General features: G+C 70.9%; 19 protein-coding genes and 1 tRNA gene. 10 read left to right on the top strand and 10 right to left on the bottom strand.

The annotated features are described in order from the left end of the window. Positions 1-18: 18 nt before the first annotated feature. Positions 19-777, bottom strand: coding sequence for an ABC transporter ATP-binding protein (locus ACIBSV_RS15900; RefSeq protein ID WP_395863474.1), 759 nt, complete (start codon positions 775-777; stop codon positions 19-21). Between the two features lie 333 nt (positions 778-1,110). Then, positions 1,111-2,103, bottom strand: a complete 993-nt coding sequence (locus tag ACIBSV_RS15895) for a helix-turn-helix transcriptional regulator (protein WP_395863228.1) — start codon at positions 2,101-2,103, stop codon at positions 1,111-1,113. Positions 2,104-2,166: 63 nt separating this feature from the next. Between ACIBSV_RS15895 and ACIBSV_RS15890 the strand changes: the two genes are divergently transcribed. Continuing rightward, a complete protein-coding gene (locus tag ACIBSV_RS15890; RefSeq protein ID WP_395863226.1) occupies positions 2,167-2,664 on the top strand; it encodes a pyridoxamine 5'-phosphate oxidase family protein in 498 nt (165 codons plus the stop codon). A 173-nt stretch (positions 2,665-2,837) separates the two neighbouring features. On the opposite strand, the gene ACIBSV_RS15885 is transcribed toward ACIBSV_RS15890, so the two are convergent. Next, positions 2,838-4,481, bottom strand: coding sequence for an ABC-F family ATP-binding cassette domain-containing protein (locus ACIBSV_RS15885; protein ID WP_395863224.1), 1,644 nt, complete (start codon positions 4,479-4,481; stop codon positions 2,838-2,840). Positions 4,482-4,712: 231 nt separating this feature from the next. Next, complete coding sequence (locus ACIBSV_RS15880; RefSeq protein WP_395863222.1) at positions 4,713-5,513, bottom strand: YoaK family protein; 801 nt, start codon at positions 5,511-5,513, stop codon at positions 4,713-4,715. Positions 5,514-5,780: 267 nt separating this feature from the next. Between ACIBSV_RS15880 and ACIBSV_RS15875 the strand changes: the two genes are divergently transcribed. Next, complete coding sequence (locus tag ACIBSV_RS15875) at positions 5,781-7,055, top strand: hypothetical protein (RefSeq protein WP_395863220.1); 1,275 nt, start codon at positions 5,781-5,783, stop codon at positions 7,053-7,055. A 240-nt stretch (positions 7,056-7,295) separates the two neighbouring features. On the opposite strand, the gene soxR is transcribed toward ACIBSV_RS15875, so the two are convergent. Beyond that, positions 7,296-7,778 (bottom strand): redox-sensitive transcriptional activator SoxR, encoded by a 483-nt coding sequence (gene soxR, locus ACIBSV_RS15870; protein WP_395863218.1) that lies wholly within the window; start codon positions 7,776-7,778, stop codon positions 7,296-7,298. A gap of 134 nt (positions 7,779-7,912) precedes the next feature. Between soxR and ACIBSV_RS15865 the strand changes: the two genes are divergently transcribed. Both ACIBSV_RS15865 and ACIBSV_RS15860 read left to right on the top strand, forming a co-directional pair. Continuing rightward, complete coding sequence (locus tag ACIBSV_RS15865) at positions 7,913-8,620, top strand: SDR family NAD(P)-dependent oxidoreductase (protein ID WP_395863216.1); 708 nt, start codon at positions 7,913-7,915, stop codon at positions 8,618-8,620. Then, positions 8,617-9,633 (top strand): S-adenosylmethionine:tRNA ribosyltransferase-isomerase, encoded by a 1,017-nt coding sequence (locus ACIBSV_RS15860; RefSeq protein WP_395863214.1) that lies wholly within the window; start codon positions 8,617-8,619, stop codon positions 9,631-9,633. Before ACIBSV_RS15865 ends, ACIBSV_RS15860 begins: the two co-directional genes overlap by 4 nt. Positions 9,634-9,688: 55 nt before the next feature. Here the strand turns inward: ACIBSV_RS15860 and ACIBSV_RS15855 are convergent, their stop codons facing one another. From ACIBSV_RS15855 to ACIBSV_RS15845, 3 genes are all read right to left on the bottom strand, one after another. Then, on the bottom strand, positions 9,689-10,333 hold the full coding sequence (locus tag ACIBSV_RS15855; protein WP_395863212.1) for a DUF6629 family protein: 645 nt from the start codon (positions 10,331-10,333) through the stop codon (positions 9,689-9,691). Positions 10,334-10,620: 287 nt separating this feature from the next. Beyond that, positions 10,621-11,808 (bottom strand): Ig-like domain-containing protein, encoded by a 1,188-nt coding sequence (locus tag ACIBSV_RS15850; protein ID WP_395863210.1) that lies wholly within the window; start codon positions 11,806-11,808, stop codon positions 10,621-10,623. A 154-nt stretch (positions 11,809-11,962) separates the two neighbouring features. Next, positions 11,963-13,219: an Ig-like domain-containing protein gene (locus ACIBSV_RS15845; protein WP_395863207.1), complete on the bottom strand. Its 1,257-nt coding sequence runs from the start codon at positions 13,217-13,219 to the stop codon at positions 11,963-11,965. A 960-nt stretch (positions 13,220-14,179) separates the two neighbouring features. Between ACIBSV_RS15845 and ACIBSV_RS15840 the strand changes: the two genes are divergently transcribed. From ACIBSV_RS15840 to ACIBSV_RS15820, 5 genes are all read left to right on the top strand, one after another. Next, the gene (locus tag ACIBSV_RS15840) at positions 14,180-15,688 is read left to right on the top strand and encodes an ATP-binding protein (protein WP_395863205.1); all 1,509 of its coding nucleotides are present in this window, start codon (positions 14,180-14,182) and stop codon (positions 15,686-15,688) included. A gap of 83 nt (positions 15,689-15,771) precedes the next feature. Beyond that, on the top strand, positions 15,772-16,236 hold the full coding sequence (locus ACIBSV_RS15835) for a roadblock/LC7 domain-containing protein (protein ID WP_395863203.1): 465 nt from the start codon (positions 15,772-15,774) through the stop codon (positions 16,234-16,236). Next, entirely contained in the window at positions 16,233-16,592 is a 360-nt protein-coding gene (locus ACIBSV_RS15830) for a DUF742 domain-containing protein (protein WP_395863201.1), read from the top strand. The genes ACIBSV_RS15835 and ACIBSV_RS15830 overlap by 4 nt, the downstream gene beginning before the upstream one ends. Next, positions 16,573-17,196, top strand: coding sequence for a GTP-binding protein (locus ACIBSV_RS15825; protein ID WP_395863199.1), 624 nt, complete (start codon positions 16,573-16,575; stop codon positions 17,194-17,196). The genes ACIBSV_RS15830 and ACIBSV_RS15825 overlap by 20 nt, the downstream gene beginning before the upstream one ends. Continuing rightward, positions 17,193-18,488 carry a cytochrome P450 gene (locus tag ACIBSV_RS15820; protein WP_395863197.1) on the top strand — a complete coding sequence of 432 codons (1,296 nt, stop codon included), beginning with the start codon at positions 17,193-17,195 and terminating at the stop codon, positions 18,486-18,488. Before ACIBSV_RS15825 ends, ACIBSV_RS15820 begins: the two co-directional genes overlap by 4 nt. Positions 18,489-18,533: 45 nt before the next feature. Here the strand turns inward: ACIBSV_RS15820 and ACIBSV_RS15815 are convergent, their stop codons facing one another. Together ACIBSV_RS15815 and ACIBSV_RS15810 are read right to left on the bottom strand one after the other, a co-directional pair. After that, the gene (locus ACIBSV_RS15815; RefSeq protein ID WP_395863195.1) at positions 18,534-19,748 is read right to left on the bottom strand and encodes a cytochrome P450; all 1,215 of its coding nucleotides are present in this window, start codon (positions 19,746-19,748) and stop codon (positions 18,534-18,536) included. 216 nt (positions 19,749-19,964) lie between these two features. Beyond that, positions 19,965-20,038 (bottom strand) — tRNA-Lys (locus ACIBSV_RS15810). 256 nt (positions 20,039-20,294) lie between these two features. Between ACIBSV_RS15810 and ACIBSV_RS15805 the strand changes: the two genes are divergently transcribed. Beyond that, positions 20,295-22,100 carry a hypothetical protein gene (locus tag ACIBSV_RS15805; protein WP_395863193.1) on the top strand — a complete coding sequence of 602 codons (1,806 nt, stop codon included), beginning with the start codon at positions 20,295-20,297 and terminating at the stop codon, positions 22,098-22,100. Positions 22,101-22,169 lie beyond the last annotated feature (69 nt).

Raw genomic sequence — 22,169 nt, 5'->3', positions numbered from 1 at the left:
GGGGACTCTCCGCCTGTTTCAGCTGGTCCGGGCGCCGTCGAAACGCTTCATGCGCTCCAGTACGGCGTCGGACGTGGGACGCAGCATCTCGTCGACGATTCGACCGTCTGCCAGGAACAGGACCCGGTCCGCGTAGGACGCCGCGTTCGGGTCGTGGGTGACCATCACGATGGTCTGACCGAGCTCGTTGACACTGCGCCGCAGGAAGCCCAGCACCTCGGCGCCGGAGCGCGAGTCGAGGTTTCCGGTCGGCTCGTCACCGAAGATGATCTCGGGCCGGCTGGCCAGCGCGCGGGCGCACGCGACACGCTGCTGCTGACCGCCGGAGAGTTCGCTCGGGCGGTGCTTGAGCCGGTCGCGCAGGCCGACGGTCTCGATCACGGTGTCCAGCCAGGCCTTGTCCGGCTTGCGACCCGCGATGTCCATCGGCAGCGTGATGTTCTCCAGCGCGGTCAGCGTCGGGAGCAGGTTGAACGCCTGGAAGATGAAGCCGATGTTGTCGCGGCGGAGCTTGGTGAGCGCCTTGTCCTTCAGGCTCGTGATCTCCGTGTCGCCGATCCAGCTCTTGCCGCCGCTCACCGAGTCGAGACCGGCGAGGCAGTGCATCAGGGTCGACTTGCCGGAGCCGGAGGGGCCCATGATCGCGGTGAACTGACCGCGACCGATCTGGACGTCCACGCTGTCGAGAGCGACGACTCGGGTCTCGCCTTCGCCGTACGCCTTGGTGAGCTGCTGCGCGCGGGCGGCGATGGTGCCCCTGGAGTCCGCGTCGGTCATGGCAGCCGTGGCCGTGGTCACGAGTCTGTCCCCCAGATGAGGTGAAAGGGTGGCGCGCTCCGCGGTTTGCAGTGCACAGGATCACCGTAGGGGGGATGGGGCTCCGGCGAATCCTCTCCAAGGACAGATCCGGCCGTCCTACGCAGGGAGGACCCCGGGTACGCCGAACGACCCTTCCCCTAAGGGGAGCCCCGTACCGGTGGGGTACGTCCCGGGGAAGAGTCGACGATCCGTCACGCTGTGTGGACCTCGCCCGTACCAACGATCCGCATCCGACCCGGGGTTCCCCAAATGTCGGGTCCGGGTTCGCCGCGCTCCCCGAGGTGGGTGGCGTCAGTCTTGCGAGGGACCTTCCGGCGTCCGATGGTGGGCCACGATCGCGGCGCCGATCCCGGCCACCGCGCGGCGCAGGCTCGGCGGCGACACGGCTTCCATATGCGTGCCCAGACCGATCAGTTGGCCCAGTGCGACCTCCTCGGACTCGGTGCGCAGCCGCAGTTCGCGCCACCCGTCCGGGTCGGGCGGCCCCGCCGAGGCGAGCGCGTCCGCGGCGACCACGGGGCCGAAGATCCGCGGCAATCGGCCCAGCGCGGACGGCGACACCCGGACCACGCAGGCGAACTGCATCAGCGATCGGGCGAAGTCCTCGTTGCTGTGTGCCCACCACGTGCCGAGGTCGAAGCCGTCCGGGCGCTCGAAACGTTCCGGCCGACTGCTCGCGGCCACCACCCGTGACACCCGGTAGCTGCGGATGTCGGTGCGATGGCGGGCGACCAGGTACCAGACGCCGGCCTTGAGGACGAGACCGAACGGGTCCAGCCGGCGGGACACCTCGCGGTCGCGGCGGGCGTACCGCAGATCCAGCCGGCGGCCGGTCCACACCGCGCTCGCGATCTCGGTGAGGTACGGGACGTCCTCGTCGCGGTGGAACCAGCCCGGTGCGTCCAGGTGGAAGCGCTGCCGGACTCGGCCCGCGCGGGTGCGCAGGTCGGCGGGCAGGGTGGCCATCACCTTGGTCTGCGCCGCGACGAGCACGGTGTCCAGGCCCAGCGCGTCGGCGGCGTGCGGCGCGCCGGACAGGAACAGCGCGGCCGCCTCGTCGCCGGTGAGTCCGTCCAGCCTGGTCCGCCAGCCCTCCACGAGCCGGATCCCGCCGCGTGGTCCGGTCTCGGTCCACAGCGGTACGCCGGATGCCTGGAGCGCGGCGACGTCGCGGTACACGGTGCGGACCGACACCTCCAACTCGTCGGCCAGCTCGGCGGCGGTGGCCCCGCCGGGTCGGTTCTGCAGGTGGAGCAGGAGTGCCACCAGTCGGCCGGATCGCATGACTCGAAACTAACCCGGAATCCTTGCCAAAGGTTGTCAGGGATGGCGGTGCACGATGTGCGTATGACGAGTTGGGCGGAGTTCGAGAAGGCCGAGCCGGAGTTCGCGACGACGGTGCGCGAGCGCTTCGGGATGTACAAGCACCATGTGCTGGGCACGGTGCGGCGGGACGGTTCGCCTCGGCTGAGCGGGTTGGAGGTGGATTTCCGGTCCGAGCAGATGTGGCTCGGCATGATGCCCGGTTCGTTGAAGGCGCGGGATCTGCTGCGTGATCCGCGGTTCTCGATCTTCGCGAACCCGGGGGCGGGGGCCGAACTGGCGCACGGTGACGTGCGGGTGAGTGGGCGGGCGGTCGAGGTCGTGGACGACGCGGTGAAGGGGCCGTACGCGGGCGAGACGGGGGCGCCGGTGCCATTTCATCTGTTTCGGGTCGAGCTCGACGAGGTGAGTGGGGTGGGGGTGGACGGCGAGGAGATCGTCCTGCGGGTTTGGCGGCCTGGCGCGCGGGTTCGGACGATTCGGCGGGGGAACGACGATGGGTCTGCGCGGGATGTGGGTTGAGTTGGGTTGGCCTCATGCGCCGGCCGGGCTGGGTTGGCCTCATGCGCCGGCCGGGCTGGGTTGGCCTCATGCGCCGGCCGGGCTGGGTTGGCCTCATGCGCCGGCCGGGCTGGGTTGCCCTCAAGCGCCGGCCGGGCTGGGTTGGCCTCATGCGCCGGCCCGGCTGGGTGGTGTCATGCGTCGGTTGGGGTTTCGGTGGGGGGATTGAGGCCGTGGCCTCGGTGGAGGGGGAGTTCTCGGGTGATGGCGATGTTGGTGAGGAAGGGGCGGTCGTGGGTGGCTACCAGTAGGGCTCCTTGGTAGGCGTTGAGGGCCTGTTCGAGTTGGTGGACCGAGGCGAGGTCCAGGTTGTTGGTGGGCTCGTCGAGGATCAGTAGTTGTGGGGGCGGGTCGGCGGACAGGAGCGCGGCCAGGACCGCGCGGAAACGTTCGCCGCCGGAGAGGGTGCCGACTCGCTGTTCGGGGCGATTGCCCTTGAAGAGGAAGCGGGCGAGCCGGCCGCGCAGTTCGGAGTCCGACGCCGTGGGCGCGAAGCGGCGGAGGTTGGCCAGGACGCTCGCGTCCTCGTCGAGGATGTCCAGCCGCTGCGGCAGATGCCGCACCCCGTCGACGCCGATCCGCACGCTGCCCCAGGCCGGTTGCTCCGCCCCGGTCAGCAGCCGCAGCAAGGTGGTCTTGCCCGATCCGTTGTCGCCGGTCAGCGCGATCCGTTCGGGACCGCGCACGTTCAGGTCCAGGCCGTCCGGCCCGTACAGCAGATCCGCGGTGTTCAGACCCTCGGCGACGAGCACCGTGCGCCCGGCGGGCACCTCGGTCCCGGGCAACTCGATGCGGATCTCCTTGTCGTCGCGCACCGCGTCCCTGGCCTCGGACAGCCGCGTTCGGGCGTCGTCGAGCCGACCCTCCTGCGTGCCCCTGAGCTTGCCGGCGGAGACCTCGGCGGCCCGCTTGAGGTTGCCCGCGACGATCCTGGGCACGCCCCCTTCCAGTTGGGCCTTGCGGCCGGTCCGGACCCGGCGGGCCAATCGCACCTGGGCCTCGGCCAGTTCCCGCTTCTGTTTGCGCAGATCGGTCTGCGCGGTGCGGACCAGGCGCTCGGCGGTCGCCCGCTCCTGTGCCAGGACCTCCAGATACGCGCTCAGATTGCCACCGTAGGTGCGGGCCCGGTCCGGGAGCAGTTCGACGATCCGGTCCACCAGATCCAGAAGCACGCGGTCGTGGCTGACCACGACGAGCACACCCGGATAGCCCCGCACCGCGTCGTACAACCGCTCGCGCGCGGAGCCGTCGAGGTTGTTGGTCGGCTCGTCCAGGAGCAGTACGTCGGGCCGGCGCAGCAGCAGCGCGGCCAGCCCGAGCAGCACCGACTCGCCGCCGGACAACGTGCCGACCGTGCGATCGAGGTCGACGTGCGGCAGTCCGAGCCGGTCGAGTTCGGCGCGGGCCCGCTCCTCGACGTCCCAGTCGTCGCCGACGGCGTCGAAGTGCCGCACGTCGGCGTCACCGCCCTCGATCGCAAGCAGCGCTGCGCGCGTGCCGGCGATGCCCAGCACGTCGTCGACCCGACGGTCCGCGTCGAGCGGCAGATGCTGGGGGAGGTAGCCGAGGTCGCCGCCGGCCGTGATCGATCCGGAGGTGGGCGACAGGACGCCGGCGATCAGTTTGAGCAGGGTCGACTTGCCCGCGCCGTTGACCCCGACCAGGCCGGTTCGGCCGCCGCCGATGGCGAGATCGAGGCCCGCGACGACGGGGGTGCCGTCGGGCCAGGCGAAGGACAGGTCGGAACATACGATCGCCGGTGCGGTCGGAAATGACATGGAGTGGCTCCCATGGACGCGTGGTGAACGGATCGCGTGGGACACCGCGCGGCGGGATCGGGAGGGGGCCGGACGTGAAAGATCGTCCGGGACGGCCACACCGAGGTCGAGACGCGACCGCGAGCACACAGGGGCTCGAGCGGCGCGATGTCCGGACCTCAGATGCGCAACGGACCATCCAGACGGACGACAATGTGACCGGTCCAGGCTAACCCTCGGACGCCGAGGACCTCAAATGTTTTTCCCGTCCGGCGCGACGAGTGGCCCGGAACCGGTATCCGGGGCGGCGTCGTCCGGAGCCGGATCCGCGGAGGCGGCCGGACCGGCGCGGCGGTCCAGGACGTACCCGGCCACTGCCGCGCCGAAGAGCAGGATCAGGGGTGCGGCGAAGGCGACGAGGATGTGTACGTGCAGTACCAGCGTCGCGCCGGTGAACGCGCCGAGCGCCATCGCGAACGCGGAGAGCGTTCGACGGCCCGCGCGCGAGCCGGGTCCGCCGAAGCGGCGCAGGTCGGCGGCCAGCCCGGTGAGCGTCTGGGACAACACCGTGGTGGTCAGGTCCGGTACGGCCAGCCGCCGGGCCACCGCGTTCTGTAGCCCCATGGCCAAGCCGAGGAGCAGGATCAGCGAGTACCGCGCGCCGGTGCCGAGCCCGCTCACCGCCGCGGCCACGGTCAGGGCCGCCGCGATCAGGACGGCCTGGAGGGCGCAGCCGACCCAGAGCAGGCGCAGTCGTCGATCGCCGAACCCGGCGCCCAGGCGGCCACCGCCGGCGGCGCCGACCAGGAACGCGGCCAGGGCGGCGAGCGAGGCGGACACCGACAGGCCGGGGGCGCCGGCCAGGGCGAAGCCGGTGAAGACCACGTTGCCGGTCATGTTCGCGACGAAGACCCGACCCAGTTCGAGGTAGCTCAGCGCGTCGACCAGGCCGGTCACCACGGTGAGCACGATCAGCAGCGGCGAAAGCGGGCCGTGCGGGTCGTCGCGCGGCGGCATCAGGGTGTGTTTGGCCTCCCGAAGCGTTTCGCGCATCGATGTCCCTCCGGATCGGCCGCCCTGTGCCCGGCCCCGAGCACCGGCCCGGTTATCCATAGCCCGTTCGGGACGTACGGACACCTCGGCCGGCCGAAGAGCGCGGTCCCGTTGCCGCCGAGTGGCCGTACCCCTTCATCCCATGTGGTGATCATGATCGTGCGCGCGGCCAGGCATATCCCCAACCGTGACGATGGGCGATTTAGCCTGCAATGGATTTCCCTATATTTCCGATCATTTGGGGCATTCGTGCGATCATCCCGCGGCGTGGCCGCAATCGTCCTGGTGGTGGCGGTGGTCGCCGCCATCGGCTTCGTCGTGTTCGCCGGTGGGCATGGCGAGGACCCGAAGCAAAAGGCCGCCGCGCCCGCCCAGGGTGCCCCGAAGGTGCAGCCCGGGCAGGGGCCGGTCACCCTGATCGGCGACGGCTCGACGTCGAGCACGGGCGAGCAGCCGGGCCGGCTCAAGCCGGAGAAGCTCGCACCGGGCCAGGCGCCGCCGCAGTTCCTGGTGTTCTCCTGGGACGGCGCCGGCGAGGACGACAAGAAGCTGTTCTCCCGCTTCCGCCAGGTGGCCAAGGAGAGCAACGCGAAGATGACGCTGTTCCTGTCCGGGGTGTACGTGCTGCCGGAGGCCAAGCGGGCCAAGTACCTGCCGCCGCACAAGCCGATCGGCGCCTCGGACATCGGCTACCTCGACGACGTCCACCTGCGGATGACGCTGGAACAACTCGGCGCCGCGTGGAACGAGGGCCACGAGATCGGTACGCACTTCAACGGCCACTTCTGCGGCCCCACCGGCGGCGGCTCGTGGTCGGCGGACGACTGGCGCAGCGAGGTCGACCAGGCCAAGGCGTTCGTCAAGAACTGGAAGACCAACACCGGTTGGGCGGATCTGCCGGCGCTTCCGTTCGACTACGACAAGGAACTCATCGGCGGCCGGGCGCCGTGTCTGGAGGGCCAGAAGGCGCTGCTCGACGCCGCGCCGTCGCTGGGCTTCCGCTACGACGCGAGTTCGCCCGGTGGGCGCCAGGTGTGGCCGACCAAGGTGAACGGGATCTGGGACCTGCCGTTGCAGCAAATCCCGCTGCCCGGGCGCAAGTTCGAGGTCCTGTCGATGGACTACAACGTGATGTTCAACCAGTCGCGCACGGTCAAGGGCGACCCGGCCAAGTTCCAGGAGTGGGAGGAGCAGGCGTACGCGAGCTACATGGCGGGCTTCGAGCGCGCGTACACCGGGAACCGGGCGCCGTTGATGATCGGCAACCACTTCGAGGGCTGGAACGGTGGCATCTACATGAAGGCGGTCGAACGCACCATGCGGACCGCGTGCGCTCGGCCGGAGACGAAGTGTGTGAGCTTCCGCGACCTGGTGGACTGGCTCGACGTCCAGGATCCCGCGGTGCTCTCGAAGCTGCGGACGTACGACGTCGGGGCGAAGCCTGATTGGTCGACGCTTGCCGGCTCCGCGCCCGACGCTCCCGCGGTTCCGGCTGCGGCTTCCGGTGGGGGACGGGCTGCGGCGGTGCGGGACCGGTACTGATCGGGCCTGCGGCCCGGGTGGCCTCAAACGCCGGTCGGGCTGCGGGGAAGCCGGTCTGCGACTGGGGTGACCTCGAACGCGGGCCGGGCTGGGGAGCGACCGTCTGCGACGGGGTGGCCTCGAACGCGGGCCGCTTTGGGGGACTCGGTCCGTGACCGAGGTGGCCTCAAGCGCCGGCCGGCTGATTTCAGTCGGCCGGTGCTTGAGGCCACCGGGCGATGGGGCGGCACCCGGTCGGTGTCAGCCGTGTGGGTGGGGATGGCGGCGGTCCTCGCGGAGGAGTTCGGGGAGGGTCACCGCGCCGGAGCCGTAGCGGCTGGCGACGTCGTCGGGGTTGGAGATGCGGCAGCGCTTCATCGACAGGCAGCCGCAGCCGATGCACTGTTCCAAGCCGTCCCGCAGCCGTACCAGAGCCTCGATCTCCTCCTCCAGACGCCCACGCCAGGCCCGACTGATCTTCGCCCAGTCGGCCGGCGTGGGCGTGCGGCCCTCCGGGAGCTTGCCGAGCGCGTCCTTGATCTCCTCCAGCGACAGGCCGATGTTCTGCGCCGCGCGAATGAACGCCAGGCGCCGCAGGATGTGCCGTTCGTACCGGCGTTGGCCGCCGGTGGTGCGACTCGCGCTGATCAGCCCCTCGGCCTCGTAGTAGCGCAACGCGGATGCCGCGAACCCGCTGCGTGCGGTCATCTGGCCGACCGTCAACAAATCCGTCCCGGTGAGCACGCCGCCTCCTGAGATCCCGGCCCGGCGGTCCGGTCGATTCCGGATTCGTCCGCTTGACCTGAAGTGCACTTGAACTTGCAGTGTAGAGGGGCAGCCCATCACCGGGTGGGGTGTGGATTCCCCTGGAGATCACCATGCCTGTCGCACTCATCACCGGCGCCTCGCGGGGACTGGGCCTGGCCCTGGCCCGCACGCTCGCCGCCCGATCCTGGACCCTGGTCCTGGACGCCCGTCGAGCCGCCGACCTGACCCGCGCGGCCGACGAACTGCGCGACCTCGGGGCCGAGGACGTGATCGCCGTCGCCGGCGACGTGGCCGACCCCGCGCACCGCAGCGAACTGCGGGACGTCATCCGCGAGTCGGGTCGGCTCGACCTGCTCGTCAACAACGCGAGCGTGCTCGGCCCGAGCCCGATGCCGCCGCTCGCCGACCACTCCGTCGCCGACCTGGCCCGGACGTACGACGTGAACGTGTTCGCGCCGCTCGCGCTCACCCAAGCCAACCTGCCGCTGCTGCTCGGCGCCGGCCGCGGCGCCGTCGTGAACATCAGCTCGGACGCCGCCGTCAACGCCTATCCCGGCTGGGGCGGCTACGGCTCCACCAAGGCCGCGCTCGACCACGTCACCGCGACGCTCGCCGCCGAGCATCCGGACCTGGATGTGTACGCGTTCGATCCCGGCGACATGAACACCGATCTGCACCAACAGGCATTCCCGGGCGAGGACATCTCCGATCGGCCGGCCGCCGCGACAGTGGTGCCGGCGCTGTTGCGGCTGCTCGACGAGCGGCCGGTGAGCGGCCGGTACACCGTGGCGGAGTTCGCCGCGGCGGTGACCTCGTGAGCACCCCGGTCATCCACGACGCGACCGAACCCGCCGAGGCGCGCGGGCTCGCGCGGGACGGGATCCGGCTCCTCGTGCACTCCGAGGGGCGGGTCGAGCACACCGTGTTCCGCGACCTCGGTCGCCACCTGGGGCCCGGAGACCTGCTGGTGGTGAACACCTCCGCGACGCTGCCCGCCGCGGTGGACGGCTACCGGGCCGACGGCTCGCCGGTGACCGTGCACTTCGCCACCCGGCTCGACGACGAGACCTGGGTGCTCGAACTGCGGCACGCCGACGGCACGCCCGGACCGGTGGACGGTGTGCGCCGGTTCGAGGCGGTGCGCTTCCCCGGCACCGGATGCGGGATGGCGCTGCTGCTGGAGGCGTACCCGAAGGAACACGCCCGGCAGCGGCTGTGGAAGGCACGGATCACCGTCCCGCAAACGCGGGTGGAGACCTTCCTGGCCGAGCGCGGGCGCCCGATCGCCTACTCGTACCTGCGCGAGCGCTGGCCTCTGACGGCCTATCAGACCGTCTTCGCGCGGGACGAGGGCAGCGCCGAGATGCCCAGCGCCGGACGACCCTTCACCCACGAACTCGTGGTCGACCTGATCACGCGCGGCGTGGCCATCGCGCCGATCGTGCTGCATACCGGGGTGTCCTCGCAGGAGGTGGGGGAGCCGCCGCTGCGTGAGTGGTTCAGCGTGCCGGAGCACACGGCCGCCATGGTCCGGCAGGCCCGCCGGGTGGTCGCGGTGGGCACCACGGTGGTCCGGGCGCTGGAATCGGCGGTGCGCGACGACGGCGAGATCGCGCCCGCGAGCGGGTGGACCGACCTGCTGCTCGGCCCGGACCGACCGGCCCGCGTGGTCGACGGCCTGATCAGCGGCCTGCACGCGCCGGAGGCCACCCACCTGCTGCTGCTGGAGGCGGTGGTGGGCCCGACGGTGCTGCGCCGGGTGTACGACGAGGCCCTCGCGGAGGGCTATCTGTGGCACGAGTTCGGCGACAGCACGCTGCTGCTTCCCTGACCCGGACGACGCCCGACCCGGACGATCCGACGCGCGCACGCGGTACCGCCCGAGTTCACCGCACGAGTTCGGAGACCGGACCGTGTCGGTGTCCCGTGCCTCCCGGCGGGAGATCGCGCCGGGAGCGCACCCACCACAGCACGATCACGCTCGCCACGGCCGCCACGGCACACCACGTCGAGGCGAAGGAGTGGAACCACAGCCGCATCGTGACGGCCGCACCGACGGCGCAGACCAGCCCCAGGATGCGGAGCAATCGGTCCCGCGCGAGCAACAGCGACCCCAGGGTCGCGACCAGGTAGCCGGCGATCACCCACGGGGCGGCCGGGATGCCCACCGAGTAGCGCACGGTGTGCCCACAGATCTCGGCGTTCACCGGGCGGGTCGCGACCGCGTGTCCCAGCGCGCCGGCGACCACCAGGCCCAGCACGATCAGGACGGTCGCCCGGACCCGCTCCCGGCCGCGCTCGAGCGGCCATTGCGCGGCCAACACGGCGAGCGGGACGAACGCGGGCAGCAGCGGGAAGGCGATCACGGCCCAGGCCTCGCGCGCGATCTCGGCGGTGCCCGGGGACACCGCGCCGCGCTCGCCCTTCCACACCACCGCCTCGATCAACTGGTGGGCGCCCAGGATCACCGGCAGCATCGCCATCGGAAGGTCGTTGATCCGTCGCACCGACGCGACGCTCGCTATGCCCACGGCCGTGATGGCACTGCCCATCACGAGATCGGCTTCGGCGCTCCAACACACGGCTGCCTCGTCTCGCCAGGGAAGGTTGTGGTCGGGAGGGTTGTCGGGACGCCTTTCAGCGGGGTGGTCGAGTGGCTCGTTCCGTGGCAGGCGTACCCGTAGTCGATGTATTCAACAGTTCATACGCTCATTCGGGCGCAGTAATAGCCGTGGTCTCGGTCACGTTCGCGTGTAGGGCGCACGTACCGCCGGCCGGCCCCGTTGGTCGGGGCCGGCCGGAAGCGGGTCGGAGCGGGTCAGTTGCCCGCGGTCCACTGCTCCCAGGTCAGGTTCCACGCGCCGTAGCCGTTGTCGGCCGCGACCGGCTTCTCCTCGTTGCCCTTGACCTGCACGATGTCACCGCGGATCGAACGCTCGTAGAACCACTTGGCGTTCTCCAGGGTCATGCTGACGCAGCCGTGGCTGGTGTTGGCGTTGCCGAACGGGTTCGTCGTCGCCCACGTGTTCGCGTGCAGGAACGTCCCCGACTCGGTGATCCGCATCGCGAACGGCACGGCCTTCTGGTCGTACTCGTTGCCCAGGCCCACCGTCTGCGAGTTCATGTCGAGCGTGGGGTAGCGCTCCTCCATCACCATGATCCCGTTCCACGTCGTGTACTTGGGGTCCTCGCCGGCCGTGATCGGGATCGTCTTGACCACCTGGTCGTTCTCGGAGACGGTCATCGTGTGCGCGTTGGCGTCCACCACGGCGATCCGCTTGGTGTCCGAGATCTTGAACGAGAAGCTCTTGAACTGCTTCGACATCACGCCGCCGCCGAGGTCCACGCCGCGCAGGTTCAGGTCCACCTTCACCTGGGTGCCGACCTGCCAGTAGTCCTTCGGCCGCCACTCCACCCGCGAGTTGCCGAACCAGTGCCACGCGCCGTCCACGGCCGGGGTGGGCGTGACCTTGATCGCCTCCTGGACGGCCTTGTGGTTCTTCACCGGCTCGTCGAACGTGATCGAGACCGGCTGACCCACGCCCACCGTGGAGTCGGCGTCCGGCATGAACGTCGCGGTGGCCGGCCGGGTGGGGTTGAGCACGGTGAACGCCGAGGTCGCGGTGGTCGGCTTGTTGTCCGCGTTGGTCGCGGTCGCGGTCACCGTGTACTTGCCGCCGTACATGAACGGCACCTTGGGCTTCCACGCGTTGCCCGCCAGCGCGCCGTCCACGCTCTCGCCGCTCGCGTTGGTCACCTTGACCTCGGCGACCTTGCCACCGCCGACCGCGATCGTGACCGGCGCCCCCGGGTCGACACCGGTGGCCTTGTCCGCGGGGGTCAGGGTGACGACGGCGGGCTCCGCCGGTCCGGCCCGATTCTCGCCCGCGGCCTTGGCCGGGTCCGGCGTCGTCTTCTTCGCGTCGTCCTTGTTGCAGGCGCCGGTCAACAACAGCGACGCCGCGACGAGTGTGGCGACTCCGGTGCGTCGGATGATTCGAGACATGGACAGGGTCCCCCGTGCTCGGCCGTCTGGTGAACTCACCTGAGGGACGCTGCCGGCGCCGCCGGCGTTGCGCGGGGGACCCTGTGATCGCGATCACTCGGGAGGATCGCCGGGCGACGCGGGCCTGTCGCGTGGCGCGATCGTCACGCCCGGCTCACTCCTTGGTCGCACTGGTCGACAACCACTGGGCCCAGGTCAGGTTCCACGCGCCGTAGCCGTTGTCGGCCGAGACGGTGCGCTCCTTGGAGTTGACCACCTTGACCACGTCGCCGCGATCCGCGTGGTCGTAGAACCACTTGGCGTCCTCGGGCGTCATGCTCACGCAGCCGTGGCTGGTGTTGGCCCGACCGAACGGCGGGTTCGCCTTGTCGTACCAGTAGTTGCCGTGCACGAAGGTGCCCGACGTGGTGATCCGGACCGCCGACGGCACGTCGGCGATGTCGTACTCCTTGCCCAGTCCCACGGTCGCGGAGTTCATCCGGGTCTGGGTGTACTTCTCCATCACCACCATCACGCCGCCCCAGGTGTCGTACTTGGGGGACTCGCCGGTGGTGACCTTGGTCGTCTTGACGACCTTGCCGTTCTCGGTCGTGGTCATCGTCTTGGCCGCCACGTCGACCGTGGAGATCCGGGCCACGCCGGAGATCGCGAAGTTGAAGCTCTTGTACTGCTTGGAGCCCGCGCCGCCGCCGAGGTCGACGCCGCGCAGGTTGAGGTCGACCTTGACCTTGGTGTTGACCTTCCAATAATCCTTCGGTCGCCACTCCACGCGGGTGTTGCCGAACCAGTGCCACGCGCCGGACACCGCGGGCGTCGCGGTGACCTTCATCGCCTTCTCCGTCTCGGCCTTGTTGGTGATCGGCCGGTCGAAGCGCACCGAGACGGGCTGGCCGACGCCGACCGTCCCACCGTCCGGGAAGATCGACGCGGTCACCTCCTTGCCCAGCGTCTGGGTGGTGAACTTGGTGGAGATCGTGGTCGGCTGGTTTTCCGGGTTGTTCGCCGTGGTGCTCACCGTGTACTGGCCGCCGGGCGTGAACGGGACCTTCGGCTTCCAGGACTTGCCGTCCGCGGAGAGGGTGCCGTCGACCGCCTCGCCCCTGGCGTTGAGCACCTTGACCGAGGCGATCCTGCCGCCCTCGACCGCGAAGGTGAGTGGATCGCCCAGGTCGACGCCGGTCGCGCCGTCCTCGGGCGTCATGGTCACCTGCGGGGCGGCACCCTTGGGCGGATCCTGCGGCTTGCCGGACTCGGCTCCGGCGGTGGCACCGGCCGTACCGGGGGTCACCTTGGAATCGCTGCCCGCGTTGCTCGTCTTGTCGCCCTTGTCCTCGCCGCCCAGCAGCCCGCAGGCCCCCGTGAACAGGATCGCGCCGGCGACCAGGACGGCCGGAACGGTGCGCCGTCGCATCGCTTTACCTGCCACGTTTCGGGATTCCCTTCAAACGGGTCGAAAAGATGGAGGTCGCGCGACGCGAGTCTCCGCATCATTGACTGTCGGAGGGCCCCTCAGGTTGCTCCCCGGGCGATGTGATGTACGTCTCGTATCGAACGTGGCAAGCCCGGATCGGGCCGCGTCCGGAGGCGGTGGTCGGGGGCCCGCGAGGGCGGTCGAGCCCCGACGGCACAGGGAATTCCCGGGTCGACACCCGGTTCGGGGGCCGCGTCCGGGTCGGGCGGGACGACCGTAGGGCCCGATCGTCCCCGCGCATAGCGGCTTGCGCGGACGACATCGGCAAAGATATACGCGCCGCATCGCAGTCGGGCGGAATGCCCGGACCTCCTCCGTATCGACCGAAAATCGGTATGGATGGACGGATTCCGGCCGGCCACACGCGGCGGCGGCACGGCGTCGCCGTCGACGTGAGACTGATCACCGTCCGGGCTCTCGGCGGTGGGATCCGCCCGGATCCGTGCCCGGTGCGACCGGCACACGCCGCGCCGTGTCGCGGGTCGTCGGGGTGGACTCGCCCGACCGCGGGCCGGGTGGGTCCGACTGCCCCCGTGCAGGTGGGTGACGGGTCCCGAGCCGCTCTCCCGGATCGAGCACGCCGCCGACCGGTGTGCTGGTGGGGCAGCGGGCGAGCGGCGATCGGGCCCGCCCGGCGCGATCGGCGCGACCCGTCGGTCGTAAGGATCGGAGCTCTCCGCGCGCCCCCGGCCGGCCCCTGCGGTGGTGGCCCGGGACCGGTCGCCGAGAGGGTTGTGGCGCGTTGAAGGGCGTCCCGTCGAGAAGGGTAAGTCATGGACAAATCAGGGCGGTTGACGACACGTCAGGCTACGCCTGCGTCCGGAAGGTCGGTGTTGGGAACGTCCGGATCGCGCGGGTAGGCTCACGCCCGACCAGCCCCCGGCAACGAGGATCCGCTTGATGTCAGTTGCACACACGCCCCCTCGCGCCCGGTCGGAACGACCGCCCACGGGACGGGCACTGCTCGCCTTCGCGGCTGTGTCGATCATCACCGCCGGCGCGGTCGTGTGGGCGGTGTCCGCCGTCGGCTCGAAACATCGCACGACGGTCGCGGTGGGCGGCGTGGCGGTCGCGCTCGCGCTGGCCATCGCGGTCGCGGCCACCGTGTACGCGGTCGGCAGCGCGGATCGGCTGCGCGCGCGGATCGCCGAGATGGAGGGCGACGCGGCTCGGTGGAACGACGACAACCGGGACCGGATGTCCGCGCTGGAGGCCGAGGCGACCCGGCTCGCCGACGAGACGCTGCCGGCGCTGGTGGCGCTGCTGCGCGACGGCGCGTCGGTGGACACCGCGCTCGCCGGCGTACCCACCCCGCATCACGAGGCGCTGGAGCGGATGTTGACGACCGTCGCCCGCGAGGTCGGCCAGGGCGAGCGCATGCGCGCCGCGGCGATGTCCGCGTGCGCGAACGCCGCCGGGCGGGTCCAGGCGCTGTCCACCAGCATGCTCGCCGATCTGCGCGAGATGGAGGGGCGGCACGGCGAGGAGGTCTTCGGTGATCTCCTGCGGCTGGATCACAGCACCGCCCAGGCGGGTCGGCTCGCGGACAGCATCGCGGTGCTCACCGGCGCCCGTTCCGGCCGTCGGTGGACCAAGCCGATCGTGATGGAGAGCATCCTGCGCGGCGCGGTCGGCCGGATCAGCGCCTACCAGCGGGTGCGGGTGCACTCGACCAGCGAGGCGACGGTGGCCGGCTACGCGGCCGAGGGCGTCATGCACGCGCTCGCCGAACTGATGGACAACGCCACCAAGTTCTCGCCACCCTCCGAGCAGGTGCACGTCTACGTCGAGGACGTGCCCGCCGGCGTCGTGGTGACCGTCGAGGACGGCGGCCTGGTGATGGGCGAGTTCGCCCTACGGCGGGCCGAACAGGCGGTCGCGGCACAGGCGTTGGACCTGACCACGCTGTCCGGGACCCGGTTGGGCCTGGCCGTGGTCGGCTGCCTGGCCCGCAAGCACGGGTTGACGGTGTCGTTCCGCCCGTCCTCGCGCGGCGGCACCGGCGTCGTGGTGATGATTCCCCGGCAACTGGTCGGCGAGGCCCGGCCCGAGCCGCGCAAGCGGGCGGAGCCCGGCACGCGACCGCCGGCACCGGCGGCGGTGCCCCGACAGCCGGCCGCGGCCCCGCCGGTGTTCGAACCGGTGGCCGGGCACCCACCGGCCGAGCCGGAGCAGGCGCCCGAGGCGGCGCCCGCGCCCAGGCTCTCCGGGCTGGCCAAGCGCCGCCCCGGACAGACCCTGGCCGCCGCGGCCAAGGCGGCGGAGCGGGCCGAAGGGCGCTCGGACCCCGCTTCCCGAACGGCCAAGCCGCGCCCCGCGCCCGGAGCCCGCTTCGGCGCCTTCCGCCAGGCGGTCCAGGGCGAGAAGCCGGGTCGGGACGTGACGGCGTCCCCCGACGACAATTCCTGATCGCCCCTTCGCCGGGTCGTACGCAACGAGAGAACGGAGGCAGGGGTCGGCCATCCGGACCGGATGTCCGCCTCGGAAGCCCTATGAGCGCAACAGCACACGGCACCGACGCACAGCCGATCGGCACGCAGCGGCAGCCCGAGCGGGAACTCGACTGGCTGCTGGAGAACCTGATCAAGGGCACTCCGGGCGCCCGGCACTCGCTGGTGTTGTCCAAGGACGGCCTCAAGTTGTGCCGTACCTCGGGCCTGACGGTGGACCAGGCGGACCAGCTCGCGGCCATCGCGTCCGGCATCCAGAGCCTGTCGCACGGTGCCTCCATCGAGTTCGGCGACGGCAGCGGCGGCGTCCGACAGTCGATGACCGAGTTCCACGGCGGCATCCTGTTCATCGTCGAGGCCGGTGAGGGTGCGCACCTCGCGGTGATCGCGGACGACGACGCGGACGCCGGGGTGGTCGGCCACAACATGAACGAACTGGTCGAGCAGATCGGCGAGTACCTGAGCGCACCGGCCCGCGAGTTCGGCGAAGGCGGCCGATCGGCATGATCCGGCGACCAGTCGACAGCGGGGACCCGGACCGGCTGTACACGGTCACCAACGGTCGGACGCACGCGAACGAGGACGCGTTCGACCTGGTCACGCTGATCGTCAGCGAGTGCGAACCGACCCCGGGAATGCAGTCCGAGCACGTGCGGATCCTGCGGATGTGCGATCGCCCCACCGCGGTCGTGGAGATCGCCGCCGAACTGGGCCTGCCCGTGGGCGTGGTGAAGATCCTGCTGTGCGACCTGCTCGACACGGGGCGAATCACCGCGCGGCACCCGCGCCTGTCCCCGCGCCGGGCGCAACTACCCGATACCGAGATCCTGAAGCAGGTGCTCGTTGGACTCCACAACCTCTGAGCTCGCCCCGTCCGAGCCGGCCGTCCGTACCCCCCTGGCGAGCACCGCGAGCGACGGGCTCAAGATCGCCATCGTGGGCGGGTTCGGCGTCGGCAAGACGACGATGGTGCGCTCGGTGAGCGAGATCCGTCCGCTCAACACCGAGGAGACGATGACCCGGGCGGGCGTGGGCATCGACGACGCGCGTGCCGCGGACGGCAAGACCACGACCACGGTCGCGTTCGACTTCGGTCGGATCTCGCTCAACGACGAGATGGTGCTCTACCTGTTCGGTGCCCCCGGCCAGGAGCGGTTCTGGTTCCTGTGGGACCGGCTGTTCTCGGGCACGCTCGGCGCGGTGGTGCTGGTGGACCCGCGGCGGCTGGAGGACTCGTGGTACGCGATCGACCGGCTCGAGCACCACGGGATGCCGTTCGTGCTCGCCCGCAACAACTTCGGCCCGCCCGAGTACACCCTGGACGAGGTGCGCGACGCGCTGTCGCTGCCCGCCGACATCCCGATGATCGACTGCGACGCGCGCAGCCGCGAGTCCAGCAAGGCCGTGCTGATCGCGCTGGTGAACCACCTCTACACGTTGTCTGCCGCCCGGGAGCGCGCCCTGTGACCACGCCTTCGGACATCGACGACCCGAACGCCGCCGTGCCGCCGCAGGGTTGCCCCGCGCACGTGGACGGACCGCCGCTCGACCCCTCGCACCTGGGCGCCGCGCGGCTGGCCGGCCCGGGCCTGTGGCAGGACCCGCACCGGATATACCGCACGCTGCGTCAGGAGCACGGTTCGGTGGCGCCGATCCTGCTCGACGGCGACATCCCCGCATGGTTCGTGCTGGGCTACCGCGAGGTGCACCACGTGACCGCGAACGACCAGCTTTTCGCGCGCGATTCGCGACGCTGGCACGCGTGGGACACGATCGCGCCGGACTGGCCGCTGATGCCGTTCGTCGGCTACCAGCCGTCGGTGATGTTCACCGAGGGGCCCGAACATCGGCGGCGCTCCGGGGCGATCAGCGACGCGCTCGCGGCGGTGGACCAGTTCGAGCTGCGTGCCCAGGCGGAGCGGATCGCGGACCGGTTGGTCGACGAGTTCGCGGGGGTGGGCGAGGCCGAGTTGATGGCCGACTACGCGCACCGGCTGCCCTCGCTCGTGGTGGCCCGGCTGTTCGGGCTGCCCGAGGAGGAGACCCCGGCGCTGGTACAGGACCTGGCCGCGTCGCTGGACGGCGGTGACGGCGCGGTCGACGCGCACCTGCGGGTGGGGGCCACGATGGCCCGGCTGCTGGAGCGCAAGCGCGAACGGCCGGGCGCCGACGTGCCCTCGCGGCTGCTCGCGCACCCGGCCGGGTTGGCCGAGGAGGAACTGATCCAGGACATGCTCGTGGTGATGGCCGCCGCCCAGCAGCCCACCGCGAACTGGATCGGCAACACCCTGCGGCTGATGTTGACCGACGACCGCTTCGCGCTGACCCTGTCCGGCGGCCGGCGCAGCGTCGGGCAGGCGCTCAACGAGGTGTTGTGGGAGGACACCCCGACGCAGAACTTCATCGGCCGGTGGGCGGTGCGCGCCACCGTGCTCGGCGGTCGCAAGATCAAGGCCGGCGACCTGTTGGTGCTGGGTCTGTCGGCGGCCAACACCGATCCGCAGGTGCGGCCGGACTCGCACCTCGGCGCCGCGGGCAACAACGCGCACATGTCGTTCAGCCACGGCGAGCACCGTTGCCCCTACCCGGCACCCGAGTTGGCCGAGGTGATCGCGCGCGCCGCGATCGAGGTGTTGCTCGACCGGCTGCCGGACGTCAACCTGTCGGTGCCCACCCGGGAGCTGGTCTGGCGCGACTCGGTGTGGATGCGCGGCCTGGAGAACCTCCCGGTCGAGTTCACCCCCGCGTACGTGGGCTGATCCGGGCCGGTGCGGGGGCGGGCACGATCCCGCCCCCGTCGAGGCTCAGGCCACCGGCGTGAACGTCACCGGCAGCGCCACCGGGCCGCGGGTGAACACGCCCTTCTCGGCGGGCGCGAATCCCGGTGCGAAGGCCAGATCGGGCATCGCGTCGAGCAGTTGGTTGGTGCCGACCTCGACCTCGGCCACCGCGAGCAGCGCTCCGACGCAGAAGTGCCGGCCGAGCGCGAAGGACAGGTGGTCGGCCGCCGCGGAGAACGCGGTCTTCGCGGTCAGATCCTCGCGGAAGATGTCGAAGCGATCCGGGTGGGCGTAGCGCCGGTCGTCCCGGTTCGCCGCGCCGATCAGGCACGTGAGCGTGCTGCCGGCGGGCACCACGCCACCGCCGAACTCGACGTCCTCGGCGGGCTGGCGCATGATCATGTGCACCGGCGGCGAGAAGCGCAGCGTCTCCGCGAAGGCCCGCGGGATCAGCGACCGGTCCGCGCGCACCGCGGCGAGCTGGTCGGGATGCTCCAGCAGGTTCTTGAACAGGCTCGCGATCGCCTTATCCGTCGTTTCGCCGCCGGCGGCCAGGAGCAGGCTGCAGAAGGCCTTGATGTCCTCGTCGCTCATCCGGGTGCCGTCGATCTCGGCCAGGCACAGCGTGGACAGCAGATCCGTGCCGGGGTTCGCGCGTCGCTCGGCGATCAGCGGCAGCAGGTACGCGGCGAACTCCTCGCGTGTGCGCAGCCCGGCCGCGGCGACGTCGGGGTCCTGGCTCAGGTTGCCCAGGAACGCGATGACCGACGTGTACCAGCCCTGGAACCGTGCGTGGTCCGCCTGGTCCAGGCCGAGCATGTCCGCGATCACGTCGACCGGGAAACGCTGGGCGAACTCCGGTACCAGGTCCACCGATCCGCGGTCGCGAAAGGTGTCCACGAGCCGCCGCGCGTGGCTCTCGATCACCGGCAGGAAGGTCTCCTGGAGGGTGTTTCCGCGAAACGCGGGCGCCACCAGCGCGCGGCGCACCGAGTGTTCGCGCCCGCTCATCTGCAGGATCGTCCGCCCGTGCACGGGCTCCAACTGCCAGTCGTAGTTGTCGGTGGTGAACACCGGCTCCTTGAAAGCCCGTTCGAGGTCCTGGTAACGGGAGATGATCCAACTCTGCATCCCCTCGTGCCACAGCAACGGATGCTCGTCGCGCATCCGGCGGTACAGCGGATACGGATCGGCCGCGAACTCGGGCGAAAGTATGTCTGGCACGTCCAGGGCGGTCATCGAATCCCCTTGTCCAACAACGCAATCGAAGATCATCAACCAACCCGACCAGGCTATGGATCGGCACACCCCGGGGTCCACCCCGTCCGTACGCCCACGTATTCATTCGGGCGAACAAATGTTCGTGAATTCGACGCGGGGAAGCGACAATGCGAGAACGCGGAAACGGCGATGGGGCCCTCGGTGAACCGAGGGCCCCATCGCTGTTTCGCAAGGTGCGCCGCCAGGGACTCGAACCCCGGACCCGCTGATTAAGAGTCAGCTGCTCTAACCAACTGAGCTAGCGGCGCTTGCGTTGCGTGGGAAACATTAGCAGGGGTCGGCGGTGATCGAAAATCGACACCCATCGACAGCCTCGGATCGCGGGCGGGGGCGCGCGGGGAGCGTATCGAGGGCGCGCAAGGTCCCTCGTAGGACTTCTTTGAGGACACGGGGAGGACGCCCCTTTCCGGACATCCGCAAAGAGGTCCCCCGGCCCGTCTCACGGCGGGTACCGTCGGCATCACAGCCTGCACAGCACACCGCACGTCGTAACCGGGAGGGCCGATGGCCATGCGGCAGGGGGCCGGTCCTTCGTCCGGGAATGTCCGGCTGAAGGCCCTACGGCACTCGCATGGCTGGGTTTCCCAGCAACAATTGGCCGACGCCTTCGAGAAGAAGGCGCTCGAATGCGGACTTCGACTCGGCGTCAGCGTGCGGCAGGTACGGCGTTGGGAAAGTGCCGATCCGCCCTGGCCGACCCCCGATTATCAGCAGGTCCTGCAGGCTTTGTTCGAGCGGCCGTTGACCGACCTGGGGTTCACCCCTCCGTGGCAGGCCGAGTTGGCCGAGTACGGTCAGGGCTACACCGACGCACCGCCCGCCCTGGAGCAACCGTCCGTTCCACCCGCGTTCCCCGCGCCCGCCCGGGAAACCGGGCGGGCGCCCGATCGCCCGGAGTATCCGGGCTACGGCGAGGCCCGGGTGCGCCGGCAGCCGCCGGCCACCGGCGGTCCGGTCGGCGGGGCGATGGCCGGACCGACCCACCCGGCGCCCGGGGTCAAGCGACAGGTGCCGCCACCGCGCTCCGGCCCGGTGCCGCCGCCCGGCCCCGTGCCACCCCCGGGGCCCCCTCCCGCGCCCGGCCCGGTGCCGCCTCCCGGACCCGCGATCGTGCCACCCCGGTCCCCCTTCGAGACCGGGCCCACCGTGGTCGGCGGTCGTCGATTGGAAGGAGACGGCCCACCGGCCCCACCGGGCCTGCCGGTCCGCCCGCCGCTGCGCGCGATCGGCCCCTCGGCCGCCGAGCCCCCGGCCCGGACGCTGGAGATCGCCACCCCCGCGGTGCTGCGCCAACTGCTCCGGGACACCCCCGACCCGGGCCCCCTCGCGGTTCCCATGCACTCGCGGGCGGGCCAGCTCACCGTGGTCGGCGCCGACCAGTACGCGATGCTCACCCGGACCTACCGGCAGATGTACTGGGTCGCCCCCGCCGCCATCGCCTACCCGTCGGTGATCGCGCACGTGCGCCTGGGCACCCAGCTGCTCAACGCCCCCGGCCCGGCCCGGGCCCGGCGGATCCTGGGCGCGTCGCTGGCGGAGACCGCGATGCTGGCCGGCCGGATGGCCTTCTTCGACCTCGACCGCCCGCACGACGCGCAGGACCACTACCTGGTTGCCTACCGCGCCGCCAACGAGGCCGGCGACACCCTGCTGGCCGCCGCCGTGCTGGCGCACACCGCGTTCATCCCCGCCTTCGACGCGGCGCCCTCCGCGGCCGAGGACATCCTCGACTTCGCCCGCAAGACGGCCACGCGCGGGGCGCCGATGGTGATGCTCGCCTGGTTCGACGCGGTGCAATCCGAGTTCGAGTCGCTGCGCGGCACCCCCGAGCGCGGGCTGCACCTGCTCGACCGGGCCGAGGACCTGCTGTGCCATCCGGACAACACGCCCACGCCGCCGTGGCTGGACTTCTTCGACGCCTCCCGGCTGTGGGGCTTTCGCGGCAAGACCGAACTCACCGCGCGCCGGATGGACCAGGCCCAGGGCTCGCTCAACGACGCGTTGCAGAACCTGCCGCCCAACGGCGACAAGCAGCGGGCGGTGATGTACGCCGACCTGGCCGAGGCGGCCTTCCAGGCCGGCCAGGTGGACGAGGCGTGCGGCCGACTGTTCCAGGCCGTCGACATGCTGCGCGTGCACTGGTATTCGATGGCGATGGACCGCGTACGGATCACCCGCAAACAGTTGGAGCCCTACAGGAACTCGGTCGCCGTGCGCCAACTCGACGAGGCGCTGGAGTCGTTCAGCGAACTCGCGCCCACCGACGAGACCGGATTCGTGGCCCTGCCCGGAGCGGACGAGCAGACCTGAGTTCCCCGTGTCGGTGACATGGTCCACACTGACCCGGGACCGGACGGTTCGACGACGAAAGCCGTACAC

The sequence above is a fragment of the Embleya sp. NPDC050154 genome, from assembly GCF_044460165.1.
Lineage (GTDB): Bacteria > Actinomycetota > Actinomycetes > Streptomycetales > Streptomycetaceae > Embleya.
Note: the sequence above shows the minus strand (reverse complement) of the source record. Positions and strands in the feature narration are given on the sequence as shown.